The sequence below is a fragment of the Streptomyces yerevanensis genome, from assembly GCF_000716805.1.
Classification (GTDB): domain Bacteria; phylum Actinomycetota; class Actinomycetes; order Streptomycetales; family Streptomycetaceae; genus Streptomyces; species Streptomyces flaveus.
In genome coordinates, this window is sequence record NZ_JNWJ01000050.1 from 18,054 (window position 1) to 39,638 (window position 21,585).

Annotated in this window: 19 protein-coding genes; 6 read left to right on the forward strand and 13 right to left on the reverse strand. The window is 71.2% G+C overall.

Features of this window, described 5'->3' with window-relative positions:
• Window positions 1-77: 77 nt before the first annotated feature.
• From OP79_RS52570 to OP79_RS37065, 5 genes are all read right to left on the reverse strand, one after another.
• Complete coding sequence (locus OP79_RS52570) at window positions 78-1,982, reverse strand: SWIM zinc finger family protein (protein WP_245685585.1); 1,905 nt, start codon at window positions 1,980-1,982, stop codon at window positions 78-80.
• Between the two features lie 113 nt (window positions 1,983-2,095).
• Window positions 2,096-4,984, reverse strand: a complete 2,889-nt coding sequence (locus OP79_RS37050; RefSeq protein WP_051745198.1) for a DEAD/DEAH box helicase — start codon at window positions 4,982-4,984, stop codon at window positions 2,096-2,098.
• Between the two features lie 137 nt (window positions 4,985-5,121).
• A complete protein-coding gene (locus OP79_RS37055) occupies window positions 5,122-5,703 on the reverse strand; it encodes a hypothetical protein (RefSeq protein WP_033326750.1) in 582 nt (193 codons plus the stop codon).
• Window positions 5,700-6,851, reverse strand: a complete 1,152-nt coding sequence (locus tag OP79_RS37060; protein ID WP_033326752.1) for an ROK family glucokinase — start codon at window positions 6,849-6,851, stop codon at window positions 5,700-5,702. Before OP79_RS37060 ends, OP79_RS37055 begins: the two co-directional genes overlap by 4 nt.
• 152 nt (window positions 6,852-7,003) lie before the next feature.
• A complete protein-coding gene (locus OP79_RS37065; RefSeq protein ID WP_106972571.1) occupies window positions 7,004-7,741 on the reverse strand; it encodes a GntR family transcriptional regulator in 738 nt (245 codons plus the stop codon).
• A 127-nt stretch (window positions 7,742-7,868) separates the two neighbouring features.
• Between OP79_RS37065 and OP79_RS37070 the strand changes: the two genes are divergently transcribed.
• On the forward strand, window positions 7,869-8,882 hold the full coding sequence (locus OP79_RS37070) for a Gfo/Idh/MocA family protein (RefSeq protein WP_033326756.1): 1,014 nt from the start codon (window positions 7,869-7,871) through the stop codon (window positions 8,880-8,882).
• Window positions 8,883-9,039: 157 nt separating this feature from the next.
• Here OP79_RS37070 and OP79_RS37075 read toward each other — a convergent pair whose 3' ends face one another.
• On the reverse strand, window positions 9,040-9,714 hold the full coding sequence (locus OP79_RS37075; protein WP_033326758.1) for a response regulator: 675 nt from the start codon (window positions 9,712-9,714) through the stop codon (window positions 9,040-9,042).
• 53 nt (window positions 9,715-9,767) lie between these two features.
• Entirely contained in the window at window positions 9,768-11,015 is a 1,248-nt protein-coding gene (locus OP79_RS37080; RefSeq protein WP_033326760.1) for a sensor histidine kinase, read from the reverse strand.
• Between the two features lie 272 nt (window positions 11,016-11,287).
• On the opposite strand from OP79_RS37080, the gene OP79_RS37085 reads away from it, so the two are divergent.
• Entirely contained in the window at window positions 11,288-11,488 is a 201-nt protein-coding gene (locus OP79_RS37085) for a hypothetical protein (protein ID WP_033326762.1), read from the forward strand.
• Between the two features lie 42 nt (window positions 11,489-11,530).
• Here the strand turns inward: OP79_RS37085 and OP79_RS37090 are convergent, their stop codons facing one another.
• Both OP79_RS37090 and OP79_RS37095 read right to left on the reverse strand, forming a co-directional pair.
• The gene (locus OP79_RS37090; protein WP_033326764.1) at window positions 11,531-11,923 is read right to left on the reverse strand and encodes a guanyl-specific ribonuclease; all 393 of its coding nucleotides are present in this window, start codon (window positions 11,921-11,923) and stop codon (window positions 11,531-11,533) included.
• A 117-nt stretch (window positions 11,924-12,040) separates the two neighbouring features.
• A complete protein-coding gene (locus tag OP79_RS37095) occupies window positions 12,041-12,670 on the reverse strand; it encodes a dihydrofolate reductase family protein (RefSeq protein WP_033326766.1) in 630 nt (209 codons plus the stop codon).
• Window positions 12,671-12,902: 232 nt separating this feature from the next.
• On the opposite strand from OP79_RS37095, the gene OP79_RS37100 reads away from it, so the two are divergent.
• Window positions 12,903-13,628: an SDR family oxidoreductase gene (locus tag OP79_RS37100; protein WP_169786238.1), complete on the forward strand. Its 726-nt coding sequence runs from the start codon at window positions 12,903-12,905 to the stop codon at window positions 13,626-13,628.
• Window positions 13,629-13,631: 3 nt separating this feature from the next.
• On the opposite strand, the gene OP79_RS37105 is transcribed toward OP79_RS37100, so the two are convergent.
• Genes OP79_RS37105 through allB form a run of 3 tightly spaced genes read right to left on the reverse strand, consistent with a single transcriptional unit; the run spans window position 13,632 to window position 17,185 of the window.
• The gene (locus tag OP79_RS37105; RefSeq protein ID WP_033326769.1) at window positions 13,632-14,639 is read right to left on the reverse strand and encodes a hypothetical protein; all 1,008 of its coding nucleotides are present in this window, start codon (window positions 14,637-14,639) and stop codon (window positions 13,632-13,634) included.
• A gap of 54 nt (window positions 14,640-14,693) precedes the next feature.
• A complete protein-coding gene (gene alc / locus OP79_RS37110) occupies window positions 14,694-15,809 on the reverse strand; it encodes an allantoicase (protein WP_033326771.1) in 1,116 nt (371 codons plus the stop codon).
• A 5-nt stretch (window positions 15,810-15,814) separates the two neighbouring features.
• Window positions 15,815-17,185: an allantoinase AllB gene (allB, locus tag OP79_RS37115; RefSeq protein WP_051745199.1), complete on the reverse strand. Its 1,371-nt coding sequence runs from the start codon at window positions 17,183-17,185 to the stop codon at window positions 15,815-15,817.
• A gap of 243 nt (window positions 17,186-17,428) precedes the next feature.
• Here allB and OP79_RS37120 point away from each other — a divergent pair, with 243 nt between their 5' ends.
• The gene (locus OP79_RS37120; RefSeq protein WP_033326772.1) at window positions 17,429-18,247 is read left to right on the forward strand and encodes an IclR family transcriptional regulator; all 819 of its coding nucleotides are present in this window, start codon (window positions 17,429-17,431) and stop codon (window positions 18,245-18,247) included.
• Window positions 18,248-18,714: 467 nt separating this feature from the next.
• Here OP79_RS37120 and OP79_RS37125 read toward each other — a convergent pair whose 3' ends face one another.
• Window positions 18,715-18,999, reverse strand: coding sequence for a DUF5955 family protein (locus OP79_RS37125; RefSeq protein ID WP_245685582.1), 285 nt, complete (start codon window positions 18,997-18,999; stop codon window positions 18,715-18,717).
• Between the two features lie 217 nt (window positions 19,000-19,216).
• Between OP79_RS37125 and OP79_RS37130 the strand changes: the two genes are divergently transcribed.
• Together OP79_RS37130 and aceB are read left to right on the forward strand one after the other, a co-directional pair.
• The gene (locus tag OP79_RS37130; protein ID WP_033326776.1) at window positions 19,217-19,816 is read left to right on the forward strand and encodes a nucleotidyltransferase family protein; all 600 of its coding nucleotides are present in this window, start codon (window positions 19,217-19,219) and stop codon (window positions 19,814-19,816) included.
• A 134-nt stretch (window positions 19,817-19,950) separates the two neighbouring features.
• The gene (gene aceB / locus OP79_RS37135; RefSeq protein WP_033326778.1) at window positions 19,951-21,573 is read left to right on the forward strand and encodes a malate synthase A; all 1,623 of its coding nucleotides are present in this window, start codon (window positions 19,951-19,953) and stop codon (window positions 21,571-21,573) included.
• Window positions 21,574-21,585: the final 12 nt, after the last annotated feature.

Sequence of the window (21,585 nt, forward strand, 5' to 3'; positions counted from 1 at the left end):
GGGACCGGTTTGTCCACATTGCCTGCACGGGGCCGCCACATGTGAGGCGACGGCGCACTGGGGGGTCGAGTCGGGGCTCATGAGGCGGTCGGTGAGCCCAGGCCGGTGAGGGCGCCGACCGGGTCGAGGTCGGGGGTGCCCCGGGGCCACCAGTCGTCGTGGCCCGGTTCCGACTCGTACGCGTACCAGAGGCCGTCGTGGCCGAGGCGGAGCTGTATGTGGCCGCGAGGGTGGGTGAGGTGGTTGTGCCAGGGGCGGAAGGCGGGGAAGTCGGCGGCCAGGAGGAGGGGGCGGGCGCGGTCGAAGCGGCCCGCCGGCGGGTCCCAGGGTTCCTCGAGGACGGCGAGCCCTTCGAGTCCGCCCTGGCGCCAGGCGGCGACCGCGCGTGCCAGGTCGGCGGGGGTGCGGCCGGCGGCGGAGGCGAGGGATGCGTACAGGGCTCGGGTGGTGGCGGTGAGGCCTGAGCCGGGGCGGGTGGCGGCGAGGCGGACGGCGTCCTGCCAGAGGGTCAGCTCCGCGACCGGGTCGCGTCCCGTCGTGAGCAGCGCGTGTGCTCGGGTGGCGGCGTCGGTGGCCAGCTGGTCGAGGGCGAACGGGTCCGGGCCGCCCGGGGATGCCGGATAGACCGGCGGCTGTTCGGGGTGTGTGGGCGGGGGCAACGGCTGTGGTAGCGGCGGGAGTTGGCGGGGGGCCAGGGCATCACGAGCGCGTACGCCGGGAAGTTCGGGTTCTTGGCCTCCTTTCTGGCCTGCGTGGGCCGAGCGGGCGGCCAGGGCGGCGTTGCGGCGCGACAGCGCGTCCAGCAGCTCGCGCTCGCCTCGGCCGCGCAGCAGGAGCAGCACGAAGGGGTCTTCGTCCAGCAGCCGTGCCGTCTGGTAGCAGAGGGCGGCCGCGTGCTTGCAGGGATGGCCGAAGTCGGGGCAGCTGCAGTGCGGTTCGAGGTCTCCGGGTCCGGGGAGCAGTTCGACCCCGCACTCGGCGAGCGACTGGGGCATGTCCTTGTCGAGCAACGCCGCGATGTGCCCCGGCCGTTCGGCGGCGGCGTCCAGGAACCGCTCCCAGTCCTCGTCCGTGAGCGTACGCATCCGGATCTGCACGCGGTACGGCCGCGGCCGGCTCCCGTGCACATACGCGAGCACGAGCCCCGGCGTGACGGTGACGGCATCCACGTGCCCCTCACCCGCGTACACCCGCCCCCGAGCCAGCCGCGCCGGATCCAGCGCCGCCTCCTCCAGCGCCCTCACCCAGGCGTCACCCCACCACGTCTCGGCGAACCTGCCGCCTCCGGGCGACCGCCGCGGCAGGGCGGGGAAGGTACGCCGCAGGTCGCCGGCGGGGGCTGGGGGCGTGGTGTGCGGCTGGGGGGCTCCTCTGGGCGCGGAGGGGGAACGGGGCGACGGACCGTCCGCGTCGGGCGCGGGTCCGGTGGGTCGCGTACGGGCGCCTCGGCCGACGGGACCTGCAGCGGGCGCCGGGCCGGGTGGGAACCGTCGCTCGGTGGGCGGAGGGGCGGCCTCCGGGGTCGTTGCCGAGTGGACGGTGCTGTGGGGAGGCGCCGCGCGGCGGTCTGCTGTGCTCGGTGACGGTGCCGAGGCGGAAGGCTTCGGCTTCGCGTCAGCGGAGCGGCGCGGGCCACCAACTCCCTTGGCCCCAACGGCTGTACGGGGCCGACTCGCGCCGGTTCGGGCGGCACGCAAGGCCTCGCGGGCCACGTCACCGGGACGCGGCGCACCGGAAGCCACGCCATCGTCGGGACGGTCGGCGACCGGGACGGGCTCGGATGCGGCCTCGTCCTCGGAACGCGCGGTGCGTGGCCCGCCCGCACCCCGCAGAGCGTCACGCGCCACGTCACCCGGCCTGGGCCCCTGCGCAGTCCGCCGCGTCTGCCGCCGGGCGGCGGTCGCCTCGGAGGCCGCCTGGTCCGTACCTCGTGCTGCCGGTCGCGCCTCGGGGGTGGCGGAGTGGTCATCCTCCGAGTCCACCTCGCCGTTCTCGACCTGACCGCGCCGCGCGGCCCACAGGGCACGGCGGGCCACATCGGCGGGCCGGGGCTCACCGGATGAGCGCGCCGGATCCGGTCGCCCTGTCGAAGACATCACGCCGACCTCCGGAGTGAGACCAGGTCCGACAGCTCGCGGTCGGTGAGCTCCGTGAGGGAAGCCTCGCCGGAGCCCAGGATCGCGTCGGCCAACGCCCGCTTCGAGGCGAGCATTTCGGCGATGCGGTCCTCTACCGTCCCCTCGGTGATGAGGCGGTGGACCTGGACGGGCTGGGTCTGGCCGATGCGGTAGGCGCGGTCGGTGGCCTGTTCCTCGACGGCTGGGTTCCACCAGCGGTCGAAGTGGACGACATGGCCCGCGCGCGTGAGGTTCAGGCCCGTGCCGGCCGCCTTCAGGGACAGGACCAGGACAGGTGTCGCCCCGCTCTGGAAGCGGTCCACCATGTGTTCGCGCTCGGGCACCGGCGTACCCCCGTGCAGCAGCTCGACCGGTACCGCCCTGGCCGCGAGGTGGGAGGCGATCAGCCGCGCCATCCCCACGTACTGAGTGAAGACGAGCGCCGAACCGTCCTCGGCGAGCAGCGTGTCCAACAGCTCGTCGAGCAGGGCGAGTTTGCCGGACCGGGCGGCGGCGGTGGGGGTGCCCCCGCGCGAGCGGAGCCGAGCGTGGGGGAGGTCGCCGGTCTTCGGCGGGACGTCCTCCTTCAGGTACAGCGCGGGGTGGTCGCAGATCTGCTTCAGCGCACCCAGCAACTTCAGTACCAGGCCCCGGCGGGCGATGCCCTCCGTCGTCTCGATCGCCAGCATCGACTCGCGCACCACCGCCTCGTAGAGCGCGGCCTGTTCGCGGGTGAGCGGGACGGGGTGGTCCGTCTCCGTCTTGGGCGGGAGCTCGGGGACGATGCCCGGGTCGGACTTCTTGCGGCGCAGCAGGAAGGGGCGGATCAGCCGGGCGAGGCGGGCCACGGCCTCGTCGTCCTCGCCGTTCTCCACCGCGCGCGCGTGCCGGGCGCGGAAGGACTTCAGGGGGCCGAGCAGTCCGGGGGTCGTCCAGTCGAGCAGGGCCCAGAGCTCGGAGAGGTTGTTCTCCACGGGTGTTCCGCTCAGGGCGACCCGGGCCGGCGCGGGGATCGTACGCAGTGCCTTCGCGGTCGCCGAGTACGGGTTCTTGACGTGCTGCGCCTCGTCCGCGACGACCATGCCCCATCGCTGCTGGGCGAGCCGGGCCGCCGCCGACCGCATCGTCCCGTACGTGGTGAGGACGAATCCGCCGTCCAGGTCCTCCAGTGTGCGGCCCGCTCCGTGGTAGCGGCGGACGGGGACGCCGGGGGCGAAGCGGTTGATCTCCCGCTGCCAGTTGCCGAGCAGCGAGGCCGGGCAGACCACGAGAGTCGGTTCGCGGCGCGCCCGCTTCAGGTGGAGGGCGATGACGGTGACGGTCTTGCCGAGCCCCATGTCGTCGGCGAGGCAACCGCCGAGGCCGAGGGAGGTCATGAGGTCGAGCCAGGCCAGCCCGCGCAGTTGGTAGTCCCGCAGCGTCGCCGTCAGACCGGCGGGCGGCTCGGCGGGCCGCACGCCCGCCGTGAGCCGGTCGCGCAGCGCGGCCAGCGCGCCGACGGGCACCGCCTCGACCGTCTCACCGTCGACCTCCGCGCTGCCGGTGAGCGCGACGGAGAGCGCGTCGACCGGGTCGAGCAGACCCAGTTCGCGTTTACGCGCCTTGCGGACCAGGGCCGGATCGACGAGCACCCACTGGTCCCGCAGCCGCACGACGGGCCGGTGCGCCTCGGCCAGTGTGTCCATCTCGGCCTCGCTGAGCGGATCGCCGCCGAGCGCCAACTGCCAGCGGAACTGGAGCAGTTCCTCGCTCTCGAAGAACCCGGTGCCGTCCGTGGCCGAACCGGGCGCCGGACGCACCACCGCCGCCGCGCTCAGGTCCTGGGCGAGGTCGCGGGGCCAGTGAACGGCGACTCCGGCCGCGCCGAGGCGGGTCGCCGCGACACCGAGCAGATCGGACAACTCGTCCTCGGACAGCGCGAGTACGTCCGGTACGTACTGTTCCGACAGCCGGTCCAGCGGCGGCCAGACGCGGGCCGCGCGCCGCACTGCCAGGGCGGCGTCCACACGCGCGCGTGGCCCGAACGTAGCGTCGGCCTCGCCCGCCCACAGGGCCGCGGCGTCGACGACGAGAGTGGGGTCGGCGAGGCTGTGCACCTGGACGACAGCCGCGCCCGCCCGCCGCGCGGCCTCGCCGTCGTCGGTGTCGCTGTCGTCGAAGAGGTCGTACGCGGACAGGTCCAGGCGCAGCGAGATCCGTACGCCCGCGTCCATGCCCGCGGCGACCTCCGCCGCCCAGTGCCGGGCGCCCGGCAGCCGCTGCGGCTCGCGCGCGGCGAAGGGCTTCCCGACGGCGTACGGCGCGGCCTCGGTGCGCGGCAGGGTGTCGGCGACGGCGTCGAGGAAGGCGCGCATCAGCGCTTCCGGGTCGGGCAGCTGAAGTGGGCTCCGGCCGGGGAGCGGTACGGCATGTCCCTCGTACGGGAGGGCCGCGGCCACCGCTCTCAAGTGGGCGATGTCGTCCGGATCCAGCGGTCCGGCGCGCCACGCGTCGTGGCCGTCCTGCGTCAGTCCGGGCAGCAGTCGCCCGCGCGCGAGGAGCCGCAGCGCGTGCAGCGCGGCGGCGCCCCAGCATGTCGTGGCGGGATGCGCCGCGGGGTCCCGCCTCGCCCGTACGAGCAAGGGCAGCGCCTCGCCGATCGCGAGGGTCAGTGCGGGCGCCGATGCCCGCCGGACTCCCGCGCCATGCCGCCGTACCACCGTCAGTTCGGCCTGCTCGCCCTCCGGCAGCGCCCCACCGTCCGGGTCCCAGAACGCGATCCGCCCGTCCCGTGGCAGTCCGGCCGGCAGAAAGACGGCGGCGAGCCGGACCGGCACCACGGTCCGCGCGGCTTCTGCCACGTGCCTCTCGGCCTCCCCCACGCTCATGCTCCCTGCCACCTCCCTCACCGCAGTCGGACCAGTCGGATCACTCGTCTTCGACTGTACGGGCCGGGTCTGACAATCGGGCTCGGCGGCCGAACCGGGAGGTCACCGGAAGGTCAGAAAGGTCAAGGTCAGGAAGGTCAGGGCGTCGTTCTGGAGACCACGTACACCATGGGACGACCGGGCTTCGACCAGTTCACGACCATGTCCAGCGTGGGAGTCGGGTTCTTCCGCGCGCGGGTGAGGCCCGACCAGGGGCCGGGTGTCGTGAAGTCCCAGTCGACGATGTTCCGGTGGCGGGCGCTGATGGGGAAGTCGTCCTTCTCCAGGGCGGCGCGGCTGGTGCCGATGCTCTTGAGGAACTTGTCGAAGCCGTCGTCGCTGGTGCGGAACTGGACGTACAGACGGCTGGTCCTCCAGTTGTTCGTCTCGTAGTACGCCACCTTCTTCGAACCCGGCGGGATCGGCACATGGTAGAGACGGCGCTGGACACGCGAGGGCCAGTCATGGGTGAGGCCCCTCGCGGCGTACTTCTCTTCCTTGTTCCTGCCGCTGTCACGACTCTGGTTGGCGGAGATCACCAGATAGCCGGCCGGGATGCCGATCAGCAGCACGATGATCAGCAGCGTCAGCGCGCGTCGGCGGATCTTGTGGCCCCGGCCCTCGGGCGGGCGCGGATCGTCCGGCGACGGCACCTGGTGGGACAGTGCGGCGGCCGTCACAACGACCCCTGTGTCGTACGACGCGACTGCACATACCGCTCGTACCGCTCATAGCGCTCCACCCTGCGCCGATTGGCGCGCCTGAAACGGCGGGCGACGAGCCGGGCGAGATCGGCGGCGCCGACCATCCCGGCCTCGGGGCCGAGCTGGGCGCGGGCGATACGGGCCTCGGGGCGGTAGCCGCGACCGGTCAGATGGCGCCGGAAGGCGTCCCGCGCGGGGCCGATCAGCAGGTCGTCGGCCGCCGAGACACCACCGCCGATGACGAAGCAGGAGGGGTCGAGCGCGGCGGCCAGGTTCGCGATGCCGACGCCGAGCCACTGGCCGATGTCCTGGAGCAGCTCGACGCACATGGCGTCGCCCTCACGGGCCAGCTCGGTGATCATCGGGCCCGTGATCTCGGAGATGTCGCCCTTGACGTGCTCGATGATGCCGTACGCCACCGGGGAGTCGGCGGCGGCGAGTTCACGGGCCTCGCGCACCAGCGCGTTGCCTGAGCTGTACTGCTCCCAGCAGCCGCGGTTGCCGCAGGGGCAGCGGTGGCCGCCGGGCACGACCTGCATATGGCCGAACTCGCCCGCCACACCGAACTTGCCACGCTTGACCTGGCCGTCCTCCAGAATCGCGCCCCCGATACCGGTGCCCAGCGTGATCATGACCAGGTGGTCGTCGCCACGGCCCGCACCGAAGCGCCACTCCGCCCAGGCCGCGGTGTTGGCGTCGTTGTCGACGAGAACGGGCACGGCGAGGCGCCCGGAGATCCGGTCCCGGAGAGGCTCGTTGCGCCACGACAAGTGGGGCGCGAACAGGACGCGGTTGCGTTCGGCGTCGACCCAGCCGGCCGCTCCTATGCCGACGGCGTGCACGTCGTGCCGGTCGGAGAGGTCCAGGACCAGTTCGACGATGGTGTCCTCTACGACCTTGGGGCTCTTGGACTTGTCGGGGGTCTCGGTGCGGACCTTCTCGAGGATGTTGCCGTCCGCGTCGACGACACCCGCCATCACCTTCGTACCGCCGATGTCGATGCCGACGGTGGGGACGCGGGGAGCCGTCAGATGCGATCGGCGCTCACGCGTGCCGACGGTCCGCAGGACGGTGCCCCGTGCGGAGCCGCGGTGTGCGAGGGCGAGGTCGCGGTAGGTGCTCATCGCGCCGATTCTGCCGCACGCGACGGCGCTGCGCTGCGGAGGGTACGAGTGAGGCAAGTCCGTCTTTTGGGTGCGGGTGCGTTGTGGCTGGTCGCGCAGTTCCCCGCGCCCCTAATGGGGCGCTCCCCGCACCGTCGCGGGAAAAGGGGAACTCACGGGCGTACGAGCAGTTGGAACTCGAACGAGTAGCGCGACGCCCTGTACGTGTGGGTGCCGTACTCCACCGCCCGCCCCGTGTCGTCGAACGTCGTGCGTTGCATGGTGAGGAGGGGAGCACCCTCGGGTTCGCCCAGGCGGTCCGCCTCCACCACGGTGGCGGCGCGGGCTCCTACCGTCTGGCGGGCGCTGTGCAGGGTGATTCCGGCGGCGCGCATCAGCCGGTACAGGCCGGTGGCCTCCAGCTGGGAGCTGTCCAGGTCGAGGAGGCCGGGCGGCAGGAAGTTGCAGAGGTACGCCATCGGCTCGCCGTGAGCCAGGCGCAGCCGTTCCACCCGGTGTACGTCGCTGCCCTCGGCCACCGCGAGGGCGGCGGCGATCTCGGCCGACGCGGGGACGACGGTGTTGACGAGGACCCGGGTCGCCGGGCGCTGTCCTGCCGCCTCCAGGTCGTCGTACAGGCTGCTCAGCTCCAGCGGGCGCTTGACCTGGCTGTGTACGACCTGGGTGCCGACGCCGCGGCGGCGTACGAGGAGGCCCTTGTCGACGAGGGACTGGATGGCCTGGCGAACCGTCGGCCGGGACAGGCCGAGCCGCGCGGCGAGCTCGATCTCGTTGCCGAGGAGGCTGCCGGGCGTGAGCGCGCCGTGCTCGATCGCCGCCTCGAGCTGTTGGGACAGCTGGAAGTACAACGGCACCGGACTGCTCCGGTCGACGCTGAGCTGGAGCGTCACGGTCGGATCCACTTCTGCTTTGGGCACGGGGCGAGCGTAGCTCTGGTGAATGATGACGGGAAGTCGTGAAGTTCGATTGTCAGGACAAAGCTTGACAGCGGGCTGGTTTCAGCCGCAGTTTGGTCCCATGCGCATCGGACTTATCGGAACGGGTCGTATCGGTACATTCCATGCGACGGCTCTCAGTCGCCATCGTGAGGTCGGCGGCTCTCTGATCGTCACCGACGCGGACACCGCCCGGGCCCGTGCGCTGGCCGACCGTCTGGGCGCCACGGCCGCTCCCAGCGTCGATGAGATCTTCACCTGGGGCGTGGACGCCGTCGTCATCACCGCGGCCACGTCGGCCCATGCCGAACTGATCGGTCGGGCAGCACGCGCCGGGCTCCCGGTGTTCTGCGAGAAGCCCATCGCCCTCGATCTGCCGGGCACGCTCCACGCACTCGCCGAGGTCGAGACGGCCGGAACGATCCTGCAGATGGGCTTCCAGCGCCGTTTCGACGAGGGCTACATGGCCGCGCGCGAGGTGGTGCGCTCGGGCAGCCTCGGGCGGCTGCACACCGTGCGGGCGATGACATCCGACCAGACGCCGCCCCCGGCCGCGTATCTCCCGCTGTCGGGCGGCCTGTACCGGGACTGTCTGGTGCACGACTTCGACATCCTGCGCTGGGTGACGGGCCATGAGATCACCGAGGTGTACGCGATGGGCTCGGACGCCGGGCCGGCGATGTTCCGCGAGGCGCACGACATCGACACCGCCGCGGCCGTCCTGACCCTGGACGACGGCACGCTCGCCACGGCGACGGCGACCCGGATGAACGGCGCCGGATACGACGTACGCATGGAACTGGCCGGTGAGCTGGACCAGGTCGGCGTCGGCCTGGACGACCGTACGCCGATCGCCTCCACGGAGCCGACCGGGCCGCCGCCCGCGACCAAGCCGTGGACCGGCTTCCTGGAGCGCTTCGCGCCCGCGTACGAGGCAGAGCTGCACGCCTTCGTCGAGGTCGTGCGCGGCGAGCGCGCCAACCCGTGCGACGGGCGCGAGGCGCTGCAGGCGCTGCGGATCGCCGAGGCGTGCGAACTCTCGCGGCGCGAGCGCCGGTTGGTGTCGGTGGCGGAGATCCCGGGCGGCCGGGACTGAACGCTCCGCTGGAGAGGCGACTCGAAAGCTGCGGGCCGTCTGGGGCTGGTCGCGCCCACGCGGCGGAGCCGCAAATTGACACAGCCCCGCGCCCCTGAAGGGGCGCGGTACCGCACGGGACTTCGGCAAGTCCGCTGCGCTGGCCCGCTCTCAGCGCTCAGTGCCCGTCGCCCTCCAGGAGGCCCGCGTCGTATGTCAACAGGGCGATCTGTACGCGGTTGTTGAGGTCGAGCTTGGCGAGGATGCGGGACACGTGGGTCTTGACGGTGGCGACGCTCATGAACAGCTCGCGGGCGATCTCGGCGTTCGAGTGCCCCTGTCCGACGGCGACGGCCACCTCGCGTTCGCGGTCGTTGAGCGCTGCGATGCGTCTGCGGGCGGTCGCGTGCCGGGTGTCCGGGCCGCTGCCGCCCGCGGCGTGCGCCATCAACTGGCGGGTGACCGTGGGGGAGAGAACGGGGTCGCCGGCCGCGACACGGCGTACGGCCTCGATGATGTCCGCCGGTGGCGTGTCCTTGAGTACGAATCCGGCGGCGCCCGCCCGCAGTGCCCTCAGGACCTGCTCGTCGGCGTGAAAGGTGGTCAGCACGACGACCTGCGGCGCGTCCTTTCGCTCCCTGAGCCGTTCCGTGGCGGCGAGTCCGTCCACGGTCGGCATCCGGATGTCCATGAGCACCACGTCGGGGCGGGTCCGCTCGACGAGTTCTTCCACCTCACTGCCGTCGGCGGCCTCCCCCACGATCTCGAGATCATCGGCACCGCCCATCATGAAGGCCAGGCCGGCGCGAACCAGCGGGTCATCGTCGACGAGGAGCAGACGGATCGGAGTCATGAGCCTCACGTAATCATGAACTGGGGCTTCTTACGGTGGCGTTGGGCTCGGGCCTAGCCGCCGGAGCCCCACGGCAACCAAGCCGACACCTCGAACCCCCCATCCCCCACCGGCCCATGCGAAAGCCGACCCCCCGCCAACATCGCCCGCTCCGTCAACCCGATCAACCCCTGCCCGGACCCGGGTACCAGCGGCACCTCCCCCGGCGGAGCCGGATTGCGTACGGACACGGTGAGTCCTGAACCCGCCACCCCCGAAACGGACACCGTCACCTCCGCCCCGGGCGCGTGCTTCCGCGCATTGGTCAGCCCCTCCTGGGCGATCCGATACGCGGTACGCCCGACGGAGGCGGGCACCGAGGCGGCATCGGCAACGCGGTTGTCGAGGCTCACCTTCATCCCGGCCTCACGCGACTCGGAGACCAGCGCCTCCAGCGCTCCGAGCGTCGGCTGAGGCCGCCCGGGCTCCCCCGGCTCCCCGCCCGCGGGCCCGGCCCGCAACACCCCGATGATCTCCCGCAAGTCCTGCAACGCTTCGTGCGAACTCTCCCGAATGACCCCGGCAGCCCGAGCCACCTCCTCCCGAGGCGCATCAGGCCGAAACTCCAACGCCCCCGCATGCACGCTCAGCAACGTCAGCCGATGGGCCAGCACGTCGTGCATCTCGCGAGCGATCCCCTCCCGAGCCAGCCGCTGCGCCTGCTCGGCACGGAGCGCGGCCTCCGTCTCGGCGCGCCGGGCGCGATCCCGCAGGCTCAGCAGGAGCTGGCGGCGGGAGCGGACGTACATACCCCAGCCGATGACCGCGACGGTGAGCAGCGTCGAGACGAGCACCGCCCCGCCGTAGCCGAGATCGGGGTCGGGCCGCAGCCAGTACAGGAGTGGGACCACCGCGGTCGTGGCGCCGCCGACCCAGGCGACGTACTTGAAGGGTCGATGGACAGCGAGCGTGAACAGCGCGACCAGGTCCGCCCCGCCCGACGTGATCGAGACGAGGCTGACGGGGATCAAGGCCACGGCGAGGCCGACCGGCCAGCGGCGGCGCAGCCAGACCGCGGCACAGGCGAACGCACCGACCCACTGGTCGGCGACCTCCAGCGCGTACGGGAGGTCGGGGGCCTTGGACAGGGTGTCAGCGCCGAGCAGGCCGACGATCACGGCCAGCAGGAAGGCGGCAAAGTCCACGACCCAGTCCCGCACGGTACGCCGGGGCCGTCCCGTCCGCCCGACACGCGCCATCCGGTCGGGGTCGATCTCGACGGCGACCGCCGAGGGCAGCCAGCGCCGCCCGGGCAGCGGCATCGGGGCGGCCCCCGGCTCCGGTGTCAGCCCCGCCGCTCCTGTCCCCACCGCTCCCGATCCCGCCCCCAGCGTACGCTCGTTACCGCTCACAGTCGGCAAATCTACGCATCAGCGGCCACCGACACCGCCCCTCTGCGCACGATCACCGACCAAAGTCGCGCCACCGAAGACTTTCGGCGCGACCCCTCCTCACGGACTCCAGACTTCCGTCGGACATACCTCGCCCCGCGGCCGATGAGCGTGGGGGGGGGCCGCGGGGCGAGGATCCTGCCATGAAGCAGGTTCTGGAGTTTCTCGGCGTGATCGCCTTCTTGCAGGGCGCGGCCGGCCTGGTGCACGAGTTCACCGACTGGGACATCGGCCTCGTACAACGGGTCGGCTTCCTCGACGACTACGAGATCTACGCGAGCGTCACGCTGGTGGTTCTGTCGCTCGCGCTGTTCGCGGTCGCCGAGAGCCTGAGATCCGGGTGACCGGCAGCGGTGACCAGCAGCCGCATGGGGGACGGCTGCTGGTCAGCAGCTGTAGTTGACCAGCCGGAACGACTCGTAGTGGTCCGCGGTGTAGTAGTCCTCCTGTTGCTCTTCACCCGTGACGATGCGGCGAGCACCGCGGTCGTCGGAGCCGGGCGTGATCACCGTGTACTCGTGGTAGTAGCCGGTGTTCTGGTCAGGAAGGATGCCTTCGCGGTTCTGGAAGACGGTGCCGTCCTGGGGGAAGGGGAAGGGCCCGCCCGACTCGATCAGGTCGAGCGTGTCGTGCGCCTGGGACGGCAGTGCGCTGTAGCAGACGTTGCCGACGGCGGTCGGCGCCGCGGTCGCGGGGACCGTGGCGGCGCCGCCGATGAGGAGGGCGGATGTGAGGGCGACCAGAGCGCCCATGCGAGTGGTGCGTGGGGGGAATCTCATGGCCCCTAGCATGACGCGCGTAGACGCTGGCATGTCAATGTCAAGGCCGACAATTTCGCCCGGCAAGTCGCATGATTTTTCCGGGAGTTAACCCGCCGCGCCTCCGGCCCATGGGCTCTACGCGGTCTCCGCCGGCAGCTCGTACGAGCCGTACTGCGGGCGCCCTGCCAGCTCATACGTGTGAATGGCGACACCCGTACTCGTCACGCGCGCCTCGGCGTGGGTGAACGCAGTCGGTACGGCGCCCTCGGCGAGGAGACGGCGCCCCGTGCCGAGTACGACGGGGAACGTCAGCAGGTGCACCGTGTCGACCAGATCGAGCGCCAGGAGGGACTGGGCGAGGGCGCCACTGCCGTGGACCTGGAGCTCCCCGCCGGTGTTCTCCTTGATCGCGGTGACCTCCTTGGCGAGGTCGCCGCGGACGACCGTCGTACCGGCCCAGTCGGCCTGCGTCAGGGTCGACGAGGCGACGTACTTGGGCAGGGAGTTGAGCTTGCCCGCGACCGGGTTGCCCGGGTCGGTGACCCTGGGCCAGTGCGCGGCGAAGATCTCGTACGTACGACGCCCGAGCAGGAACGCGCCCGCCCGGCCGAAGACCTCGTCGATGAACCGTCCGAAGTCCTCGTCGCCGTATGGAACGCTCCAGCCGCCGTGCTCGAAGCCGTCGCGTGTGTCCTCGTTGGGACCGCCGGGGGCCTGGTAGACGCCGTCGAGGGTGACGAAGGTGGTGAGGGCGAGCTTGCCCATGATGAGTGCCTTCCTTCGAGGTGGAGTGGTGTTCTTTCAGTCGGGTCGTTCAGTCGAGGGTGTTCTGTCATCAGCTCAGACCGTTATCGCGCCCGCAACTCATCGGTCCGTGGTCCGTGGACTCGGAGTCCGTTTGCCGCCAGCACCGGGATGTGCCAGCCGGTGTGATGAAGCCATGACTTCTCAAGAGCTCATGGCTTCTCAGGACCTCACGGACGCTTCCCGGAATCCGATGCACGGCAAGGTGGCCCTGGTGACCGGCGGCAGCCGCGGCATCGGCGCGGCGACGGCACTGCGGCTGGCCCGGGAGGGCGCGGACGTGGCCGTCACCTACGTGAACGGCAAGGACACGGCCGAGGACGTCGTACGGGCCGTCGAGACGCTCGGGCGGCGGGCGGTGGCCCTGCGCGCGGACTCCGCGGACGCGCAGGAGGCGGCCGGGGCGGTGACGCGTACGGCGGAGGCGCTGGGCGGGCTGGACGTCCTGGTGAACAACGTGGGCGTCGGCCTGCTCGGGCCGCTGGAGAGCCTCTCGGTCGGCGATGTCGACCGGCTGCTCGCCGTGAACGTGCGCGGGGTGTTCCTGGCGTCCCAGGCAGCCGCCGCGCGGATGTCGGAGGGCGGCCGGATCATCACGATCGGTACCTGCATGACCCAGCGGGTGCCGGGCCCGGGCGGGACGCTGTACGCCATGAGCAAGTCGGCGCTGATCGGGCTGACGAAGGCGCTCGCGCGGGAGCTGGGTGCGCGCGGGATCACGGCGAACATCATCCACCCCGGGCCCATCGACACGGACATGAACCCGGGGGACGGCCCGTACGCACCCGGCCAGGCGGCGATGACGGCGCTGGGGCGTTTCGGCACGTCCGAGGAGGTGGCGTCGATGGTCGCGTACCTGGCGGGCGCCGACTATGTCACGGGCGCCGAGTTCGCGGTGGACGGCGGACACGCGGCGTGACCGTCATGTCAGCGTCTCCTTGACCCGGTGCAGGTAGCTGAAGTCGTGGCCGTCACGCGTTCTCGCCAACGGGCGGATCTCGCGGGTGGCCACGTTCAGCGCGTAGCCGCCGACCGCGCCCAGGACCCAGGTCAGGCCGGGTTGCACCATGCTCCCGGCGGCCGCTCCCAGGGCGACGGTCACCATCACCGACCGCTCCACCCAGGCCATACGGCTGCTCTTCGCGGCCCCGCGGTAGTCCTCCACGGACTGGTCGATCTCGCGACGCAGCTGGGAGAGGACGTCTGCGGGGTGTTCGTAATCGCGCCGCAGATCGCCGAGCAGCCGGTGCAGGGCGCGCATCAGGCGCTGGCGCTCGTCGGCGTACCGGTCGCGGAAGGCGAGCACGTCGGCGGTGGGGGTGCCGGGGGCGGGGACCGGGAGAAGCCCGCCGAGTTCCGTCTCGTACGCGAGCAGGCCATACTCGGCAGGTGCACGCAGCGAGCGGTCGTACGCGTCCGGACGGTCGGTGTACGGGATGTACGAGACCGGTCCCTTCAGGGCCAGTTCGCGCGCCAGCACGCCGATGATCAGTTCCTGGACCTGCTTCGGTACGGCGAGCCTCCACCAATCGTTCTCGTATCGCTCGGCGAGGCCGAGGCGCAGCAGGTCCCGCTCCAGCCCGCGACCGAGCTTCGACTGGTAGATGAAGGCCTCCGGCGGCGACGGCAGCGAAGGCCGGTCAGGGCTGCCTGCCATACGGCGCAGTTCCTGGCGCAGCACCTCGGCAGCGAGGTTGCCGCCGAGGCGCCCGTACCTCGGGGCGTACAGCTGCTCCAGCGAGCCGATGTCGATGTGGAGCGGCCGGTACAGAGACCGGTCCCGCAGCTCCTTCAGCTCCGCCGAGACCGCGGCTTCGTAGACCTCAGGTTCCCGCGGTACGACCGAGGCGATCCCGTCCCAGTACAGCAGTGCCTGGTGCAGGACCTCAGTCGGTGGCTTCACCAACGGGTAGTAGAGCAGAACCGCCATCACGCCTCCCCGTGAACACCCCTGTTCTGAAAGGGGTGTTCACGGTAGCGGAGTTCAGCCGCCCAGTTCCTGGTGTCGCGCCGCCAGCCCCGCCGCGCCCTGCTGTGTCAGCGAGCCGTGCAGACGCAGGCGGGAGATGCCGCCGTCGGGGTAGATGTCCACGCGCGCGTGCGTGCCGACGGCGGGGGCGGACAGGACGAAGCGGTGGTTGGTGTCGGGCTGGAGGCGGGTGCGCGGGAGGATCTCCGTCCACTCGCCGCTCTCGCCGTCCTTGACCGACACCGACGCCCAACCCGCGCTGTTGCCCTTCAGGTACGCCGTGTCGATCTCGATCGCGCGGATCTGGGACTGGGCCACCAGCCGGTAGCTGATCCAGTCGTTGCCCTGGTCGCGGCGGCGGCGGGTCTCCCAGCCGTCGTCCATCTTGCGGGAGCGGCCCGGCTGGATGGTGTTGGTGGCCGGTGAGTAGAAGAGGTTGGAGGCGTTCTCGGTCTGGCCGCCGTTCTCCAGGGCGACCACGTCGAAGGTGCCCAGGACCGCGAGCCATGCCGGGTCCGGGACGACCTCGCCGTACACGCGCAGCCGGGCGATGCCGCCGTCGGGGTGCTGGTTGACGCGGAGGTGTGTGAAGCGCTGTTCCACGGAGACCTCGAAGCCGTTCGCCGCGTGGCCGCCCACAGCGGTGCGCGGGACCAGCGTCGTCCACTTCACGTCGTCGCCCAGCAGCTCCTCGGGGGACGGGGAGCCCGCCACCGCCGTGCCCTCGATCGACACGGCCTGCGGGTAGTTGCCGCGGAAGTGGGCCGTGTCGACGACGATCCCGCGGATCACGCCGGGCGCGCCGAGGCGGACCAGCGCCCAGTCGTGGTCCTCGGCCGTCGGCCACGGATGGTCGGCCGAGGCACCGCGGCGGCGGCGCGTCTCCCAGCCGTCCATGATCTTGCCCTTGTGCCCGAAGTGCTCCGGGTCGAACTCGGCGCGCCCGGGCACCAGCAGGTTCTCGCGCTGGGCGAAGAACTCGTCGTTGGCGGCGATGACACCGGCGCCGAGGTGGCGGTCGGCGAGGTTGGCGTACCGCGTGAAAGGGAAGTCGGCGGTGCGGTAGTCCGCGTACGGGTCGCCGCCTCCGTACGGGCTCGCGTCGCCGGTGAAGCCAGGTGTCGCCGTCACGTTGATCAGCTGTTCCTTTCGAGAAGTCGGCCGGTGGGCTCGCCGAACTCGCCGTCGGCCACGATGCGTTCGCCGCGCAGCCAGGTGGACTTGACGACGCCGTGCAGGGTCCGGCCCGCGTACGCCGTGACCCGGTTGCGGTGGTGCAACGCGGCGGGGTCGACGGTGAAGGTCTCCTCGGGCGCGAGGACCGCGAAGTCGGCGTCGCGGCCGGCCTCGATGGCGCCCTTCTGGGAGAGTCCGGCCAGTTCGGCAGGGCGTGCGGACATCCAGCGGACGACGTCCTCGAGGGAGCGGCCCCGTCTGCGTGCCTCCGTCCAGATCGCCGAAAGGCCCAGCTGGAGCGAGGAGATGCCGCCCCAGGCGGTGGCGAAGTCGGCCGTCTTGAGGTCGGCGGTGGAGGGTGAGTGGTCGGACACGATGCAGTCGATCGTGCCGTCGATCAGGCCCTGCCACAGCGCATCCTGGTTGGCCGCCTCACGGATCGGCGGACAGCACTTGAACTCGCTGGCCCCGTCCGGGACTTCCTCGGCCGTGAGCGTGAGGTAGTGCGGACAGGACTCGACGGTCAGCCGTACGCCCTCCCGCTTGGCGGCGGCGATCAGCGGCAGTGCGTCGCTGGACGAGAGGTGCAGCACGTGCACGCGCGCATGGAGGCGCCCTGCCTGCGCGATGAGCTGGGCGATGGCGGTGTTCTCGGCGTCGCGCGGCCTGGAGGCGAGGAAGTCGGCGTAGTTGCCGCCGCTCCTCTGGGGGGCGGCGGCAAGCTGGTGCGGGTCCTCGGCGTGCACGATCAGCAGGCCGTCGAATCCCGCGATCTCGGCCAGCGAACGGGCGAGTTGCTCCTGGTCCAGCTCGGGGAACTCGTCGACTCCGGAGGGCGAGAGGAACGCCTTGAAGCCGAAGACACCGGCGTCGTGCAGCGGTCGCAGGTCCTTGACGTTGTCGGGCAGGGCGCCGCCCCAGAAGCCGACGTCGATGTGCGCCTTGGACCGGGCGACGTCCTTCTTGGTACGAAGGTGGTCGACCGTCGTGGTCGGCGGAAGGGAGTTGAGGGGCATGTCGATCAGCGTCGTGATGCCACCGGCCGCCGCGGCGCGAGTGGCGGTCCAGAAGCCCTCCCACTCCGTGCGGCCCGGGTCGTTGACATGCACGTGGGTGTCGACGAGGCCGGGCAGCAGGACATCGTCGCCGAAGTCCTCCAGCCGCGCTCCGGGGGGCACTTCGGCGTCGTACGGCAGTACGCCCGTGATCCTGCCCGCGGCGACCGCGACCGAGGCGGCGCGCGTCCCTTCGGGAGTGATGACGCGCGTCGAGCGCAGGACCAGTTCGCCCCGCCCTTCGCCCTGTCCCTCGCTCCATCCGTCGTCGGACACCCGGACCCCTCTCTGCCGTTCTCTTCCGCTGCTTCCGCCTCTTCCGCAATGCGAAATTCAACGTTATGTTGAAGAGTCTTCACCGCAGGCCCTGCCCCGTCAAGAGCACACCTCTACGCCTAGCTCCTTCCATAAAGCGGAATTAGGCTTCCATCAAGCAGAACGTAGTTATCCGTAGCCGGTCAGTCAACAAACCGACCGGCCGATAGGCTGCCCTTCTTGCCGGACCTGAAAGGAACGCCCGTGCCGACGTCCAGCGCCAGCGACGCCCCCGCGGATGCCTCCGCATCGAAGACTTCCGCATCCAGCGGTGGCGTCCAGTCCCTCGAGCGCGCCTTCGACCTGCTGGAGAGAATGGCGGACGCGGGCGGCGAGGTCGGCCTCAGCGAGCTCTCCGTGAGCAGCGGACTCCCGCTGCCGACGATTCACCGGCTGATGCGCACGCTGGTGGCCTGCGGTTACGTACGCCAGCAGACCAACCGGCGGTACGCGCTCGGCCCCCGCCTGATCCGCCTCGGCGAGTCCGCGTCCCGGCTGCTCGGCACCTGGGCCCGGCCCTACCTGGCCCGCCTGGTCGAGGAGACCGGCGAGACGGCGAACATGGCGCTGCTCGACGGCGACGAGATCGTGTACGTCGCCCAGGTCCCGTCCAAGCACTCGATGCGGATGTTCACCGAGGTCGGCCGCCGCGTGCTGCCGCACTCCACCGGCGTCGGCAAGGCACTGCTCGCACACCTCCCGGCGAACGAGGTACGCGCACTGCTGTCCCGCACAGGCATGCCGGCCGCCACAGAGAAGACGATCACCTCGCCGGACGCATTCCTCACCGCACTCGAAGAGGTCCGCCGCTCCGGGTACGCGGTGGACGACAACGAGCAGGAGATCGGCGTCCGCTGCCTCGCCGTCTCCGTGCCCAACTCCCCCACCGCGGCGGCGATTTCGATCTCAGGCCCGGCCGGCCGCGTCACGGAGACGATGACGGAGAAGACCGTGCCGGTGCTGCAGCAGATCGCGGTGGAACTGTCGGAGGCGCTGGCAAGCTCGGGGCCAAGCGCCCCGTAAGGGGCGCGAGCTGTATCAATGTGCGGCTCCGCCGCGTGGGGGGCTGCGCCCCAGGGCCCCGCCAGGGGGTGGTGGGTGACAGTCGTGTCGCGGCTGCGGGTGCGTCGTGGCTGGTCGCGCGGTTCCCCGCGCCCCTAAAAGCAAAAGCCTGCGGCTCCCCGCGTCCCGAAGACCCCGGCGCCCCGAACAAGCCCGGGCCCCGGGGGAGCCCGCACCCCAATGAACCCCGTACTTGCTCTCCGGCGGGAGGGGGCGTGGGCCGGTGCGTCGTATGCCCGTCGCGTAGCTCCGGTCTCGGAGAACTCGCACCCTGTACCAGGCCAGGGCCGTATGCCCGCCCTGCGACGGGCTGACGCACCGGCCCACGACCCCGGACCCCCACCCACCTAAGGGGCGCGGGGAACTGCGCGACCAGCCACGACGGGCCCGCACCCGACAACGAACCCAACCGCCGGAGGCAGCGGCGCTCAGCGGCGGGGCTCCCCGAACAGCTCCACCGCGCTACGCACTTCCTGCAGACGCGGCGCCAGCGCACTCACCGACCCGATGGAGCCGGCGATCAGCAGCAGCGAGCGGCGCAGCCGCGGTACCTCCGGGATACCGCTGACCGTCATCGCGGCAAGCGCGGCGAGTTCGTCCTCCGCGATCCCGCGATCCGGGAACTCGGCCGGATGCGCAGCGAGTTCGCGGCGCAGCCTGGACACCGCGGTCCTGAGCTCCGCCACCCTTGGATCCTCGTCGCTGCCGGTCACTGGCCGCCTCTGCCCCAAGCTCCGCAACACAGCTCTCCCCCCTCGCACTCCTTCGTGCGCCGGACGTACTGCCTCTGTCGGGCGCCCCGTGGCGTTGGTCAGGCACCGGGGGCCGCGGGCCAGTAAACGCCACCCGGAGCGGTGGGCGCCACTCCGAGAGCCGAAATTCAGTCCATGGAAACCATGAACTCGCCCCGGCGTCAGGTATGCAGGAGACATGACAGCGAAACGGGACCAGGTGACGGGGCTGCTGCTCGCGGCGGGCGGGGGCCGGCGGCTCGGCGGGCGGCCCAAGGCGCTGCTCGAGCACCGGGGGCGCCCCCTCGTCGAGTACGCGGCGGGGGTGCTGCTTGCGGGCGGCTGCGCCCGGGTGCATGTGGTCCTGGGGGCGCGGGCGGACCTCGTACGTTCCAGGGCCGTACTGCCGGGCTGTGTCCTCGTCGACAACGACCGGTGGGAGGAAGGCATGGGCACCTCCCTGCGGGCCGGGCTCGACTCGCTGGCCGGTACGGGGGCGCGGGCCGCCGTGGTGTCGCTGGTCGACCAGCCCGGCATCGGGCCGGAGGCGGTGGCCCGTGTGCTCGCCGCGTACGACTCCGGGGCATCGCTCGCGGCAGCCGCGTACGACGGCGTACGCGGGCATCCCGTGCTGTTCGGCGCCGACCACTGGCTCGGCATCGTCGCGACTGCGGTCGGGGATCGTGGGGCACGCGCCTACCTGAAGGCGCACGACGACGCGATCACGCTCGTCGAGTGCGGTGATGTAGCGCAGGCCTACGACATCGACACGGAAAGCGATCTGATCCACCTCGAGTGACTCAGAGAATCTTGTGACTCATGAGAATCCTGACATCAACAAAACATTGAACTTCCACCATGAGGAAATTAGTATCCACTAGCACCCAGTGCTGCCGTGTACTGAAGTCAGCTCGCTGAAGGAAGTGACAGCTCATGTCCGCACCAGCGCCGTCCCCGCTGGCCATCGTCGACGCCGAGCCCCTGCCCCGGCAGGGTGAGGTCCTCACGGACGCGGCGCTCGCCTTCTTGGCCGAGCTGCACCGGCAGTTCACGCCCCGGCGCAACGAGCTCCTCGCCCGTCGTGCCGAGCGCCGCGCCGAGATCGCCCGTACCTCCACGCTCGACTTCCTCCCCGAGACCGCCGCGATCCGCGCCGACGACTCCTGGAAGGTGGGCCCGGCACCAGAGGCCCTGAACGACCGTCGCGTCGAGATCACCGGACCCACCGACCGCAAGATGACCATCAACGCCCTCAACTCGGGCGCCAAGGTCTGGCTCGCGGACTTCGAGGACGCCTCGGCGCCCACCTGGGAGAACGTGGTCCTCGGCCAGCTCAACCTCACCGACGCGTACGAGCGCCGTATCGACTTCACCTCTCCCGAGGGCAAGTCGTACGCCCTGAAGCCGGCCGAGGAGCTGGCGACGGTCGTGATGCGCCCGCGCGGCTGGCACCTCGACGAGCGCCACCTGGTGGACGATTCGGGCACCCCGGTCCCGGGCGCGCTCGTCGACTTCGGGCTGTACTTCTTCCACAACGCGCAGCGCCTGCTCGACCTCGGCAAGGGCCCGTACTTCTACCTCCCCAAGACGGAGTCGTACCTGGAGGCCCGCCTCTGGAACGACGTCTTCGTCTTCGCACAGGACTACGTCGGCATCCCGCAGGGCACCATCCGCGCCACCGTCCTCATCGAGACGATCACGGCGGCGTACGAGATGGAGGAGATCCTGTACGAACTCCGCGACCACGCCTCGGGGCTGAACGCGGGCCGCTGGGACTACCTCTTCTCCATCGTCAAGAACTTCCGTGACGGCGGGCCGAAGTTCGTCCTGCCGGACCGCAACGCGGTGACGATGACGGCCCCGTTCATGCGCGCGTACACCGAACTCCTCGTGCGCACCTGCCACAAGCGCGGGGCGCACGCGATCGGCGGCATGGCGGCGTTCATCCCCTCGCGGCGCGACGAGGAGGTCAACAAGGTCGCCTTCGAGAAGGTCAAGGCCGACAAGGATCGTGAGGCGAGGGACGGCTTCGACGGTTCCTGGGTGGCGCACCCGGACCTGGTGCCGATCGCGATGGCCTCCTTCGACGCGGTGCTCGGCGAAAAGCCGAACCAGAAGGACCGGCTGCGCGAGGACGTGGACGTCAAGGCCGCCGACCTGATCGCCGTCGACTCGCTCGAAGCCAAGCCGACGTACGCGGGCCTGGTCAACGCGGTCCAGGTCGGCATCCGCTACATCGAGGCCTGGCTGCGCGGCCTCGGCGCGGTCGCGATCTTCAACCTGATGGAGGATGCGGCCACCGCCGAGATCTCCCGCTCCCAGATCTGGCAGTGGATCAACGCGGGGGTGGAGTTCGAGAACGGTGAGAAGGCCACACCGGAGCTGGCCCGCAAGATCGCCGCCGAGGAACTGGCCGCCGTCCGCGCCGAGTTGGGCGACGAGGCCTTCGCGGCCGGCAACTGGCAGCAGGCCCACGACCTGCTCCTGAAGGTGTCGCTGGACGAGGAGTACGTGGACTTCCTGACGCTGCCCGCGTACGAGCAGCTCGCCGGCTGAGTCAGCTCGAAG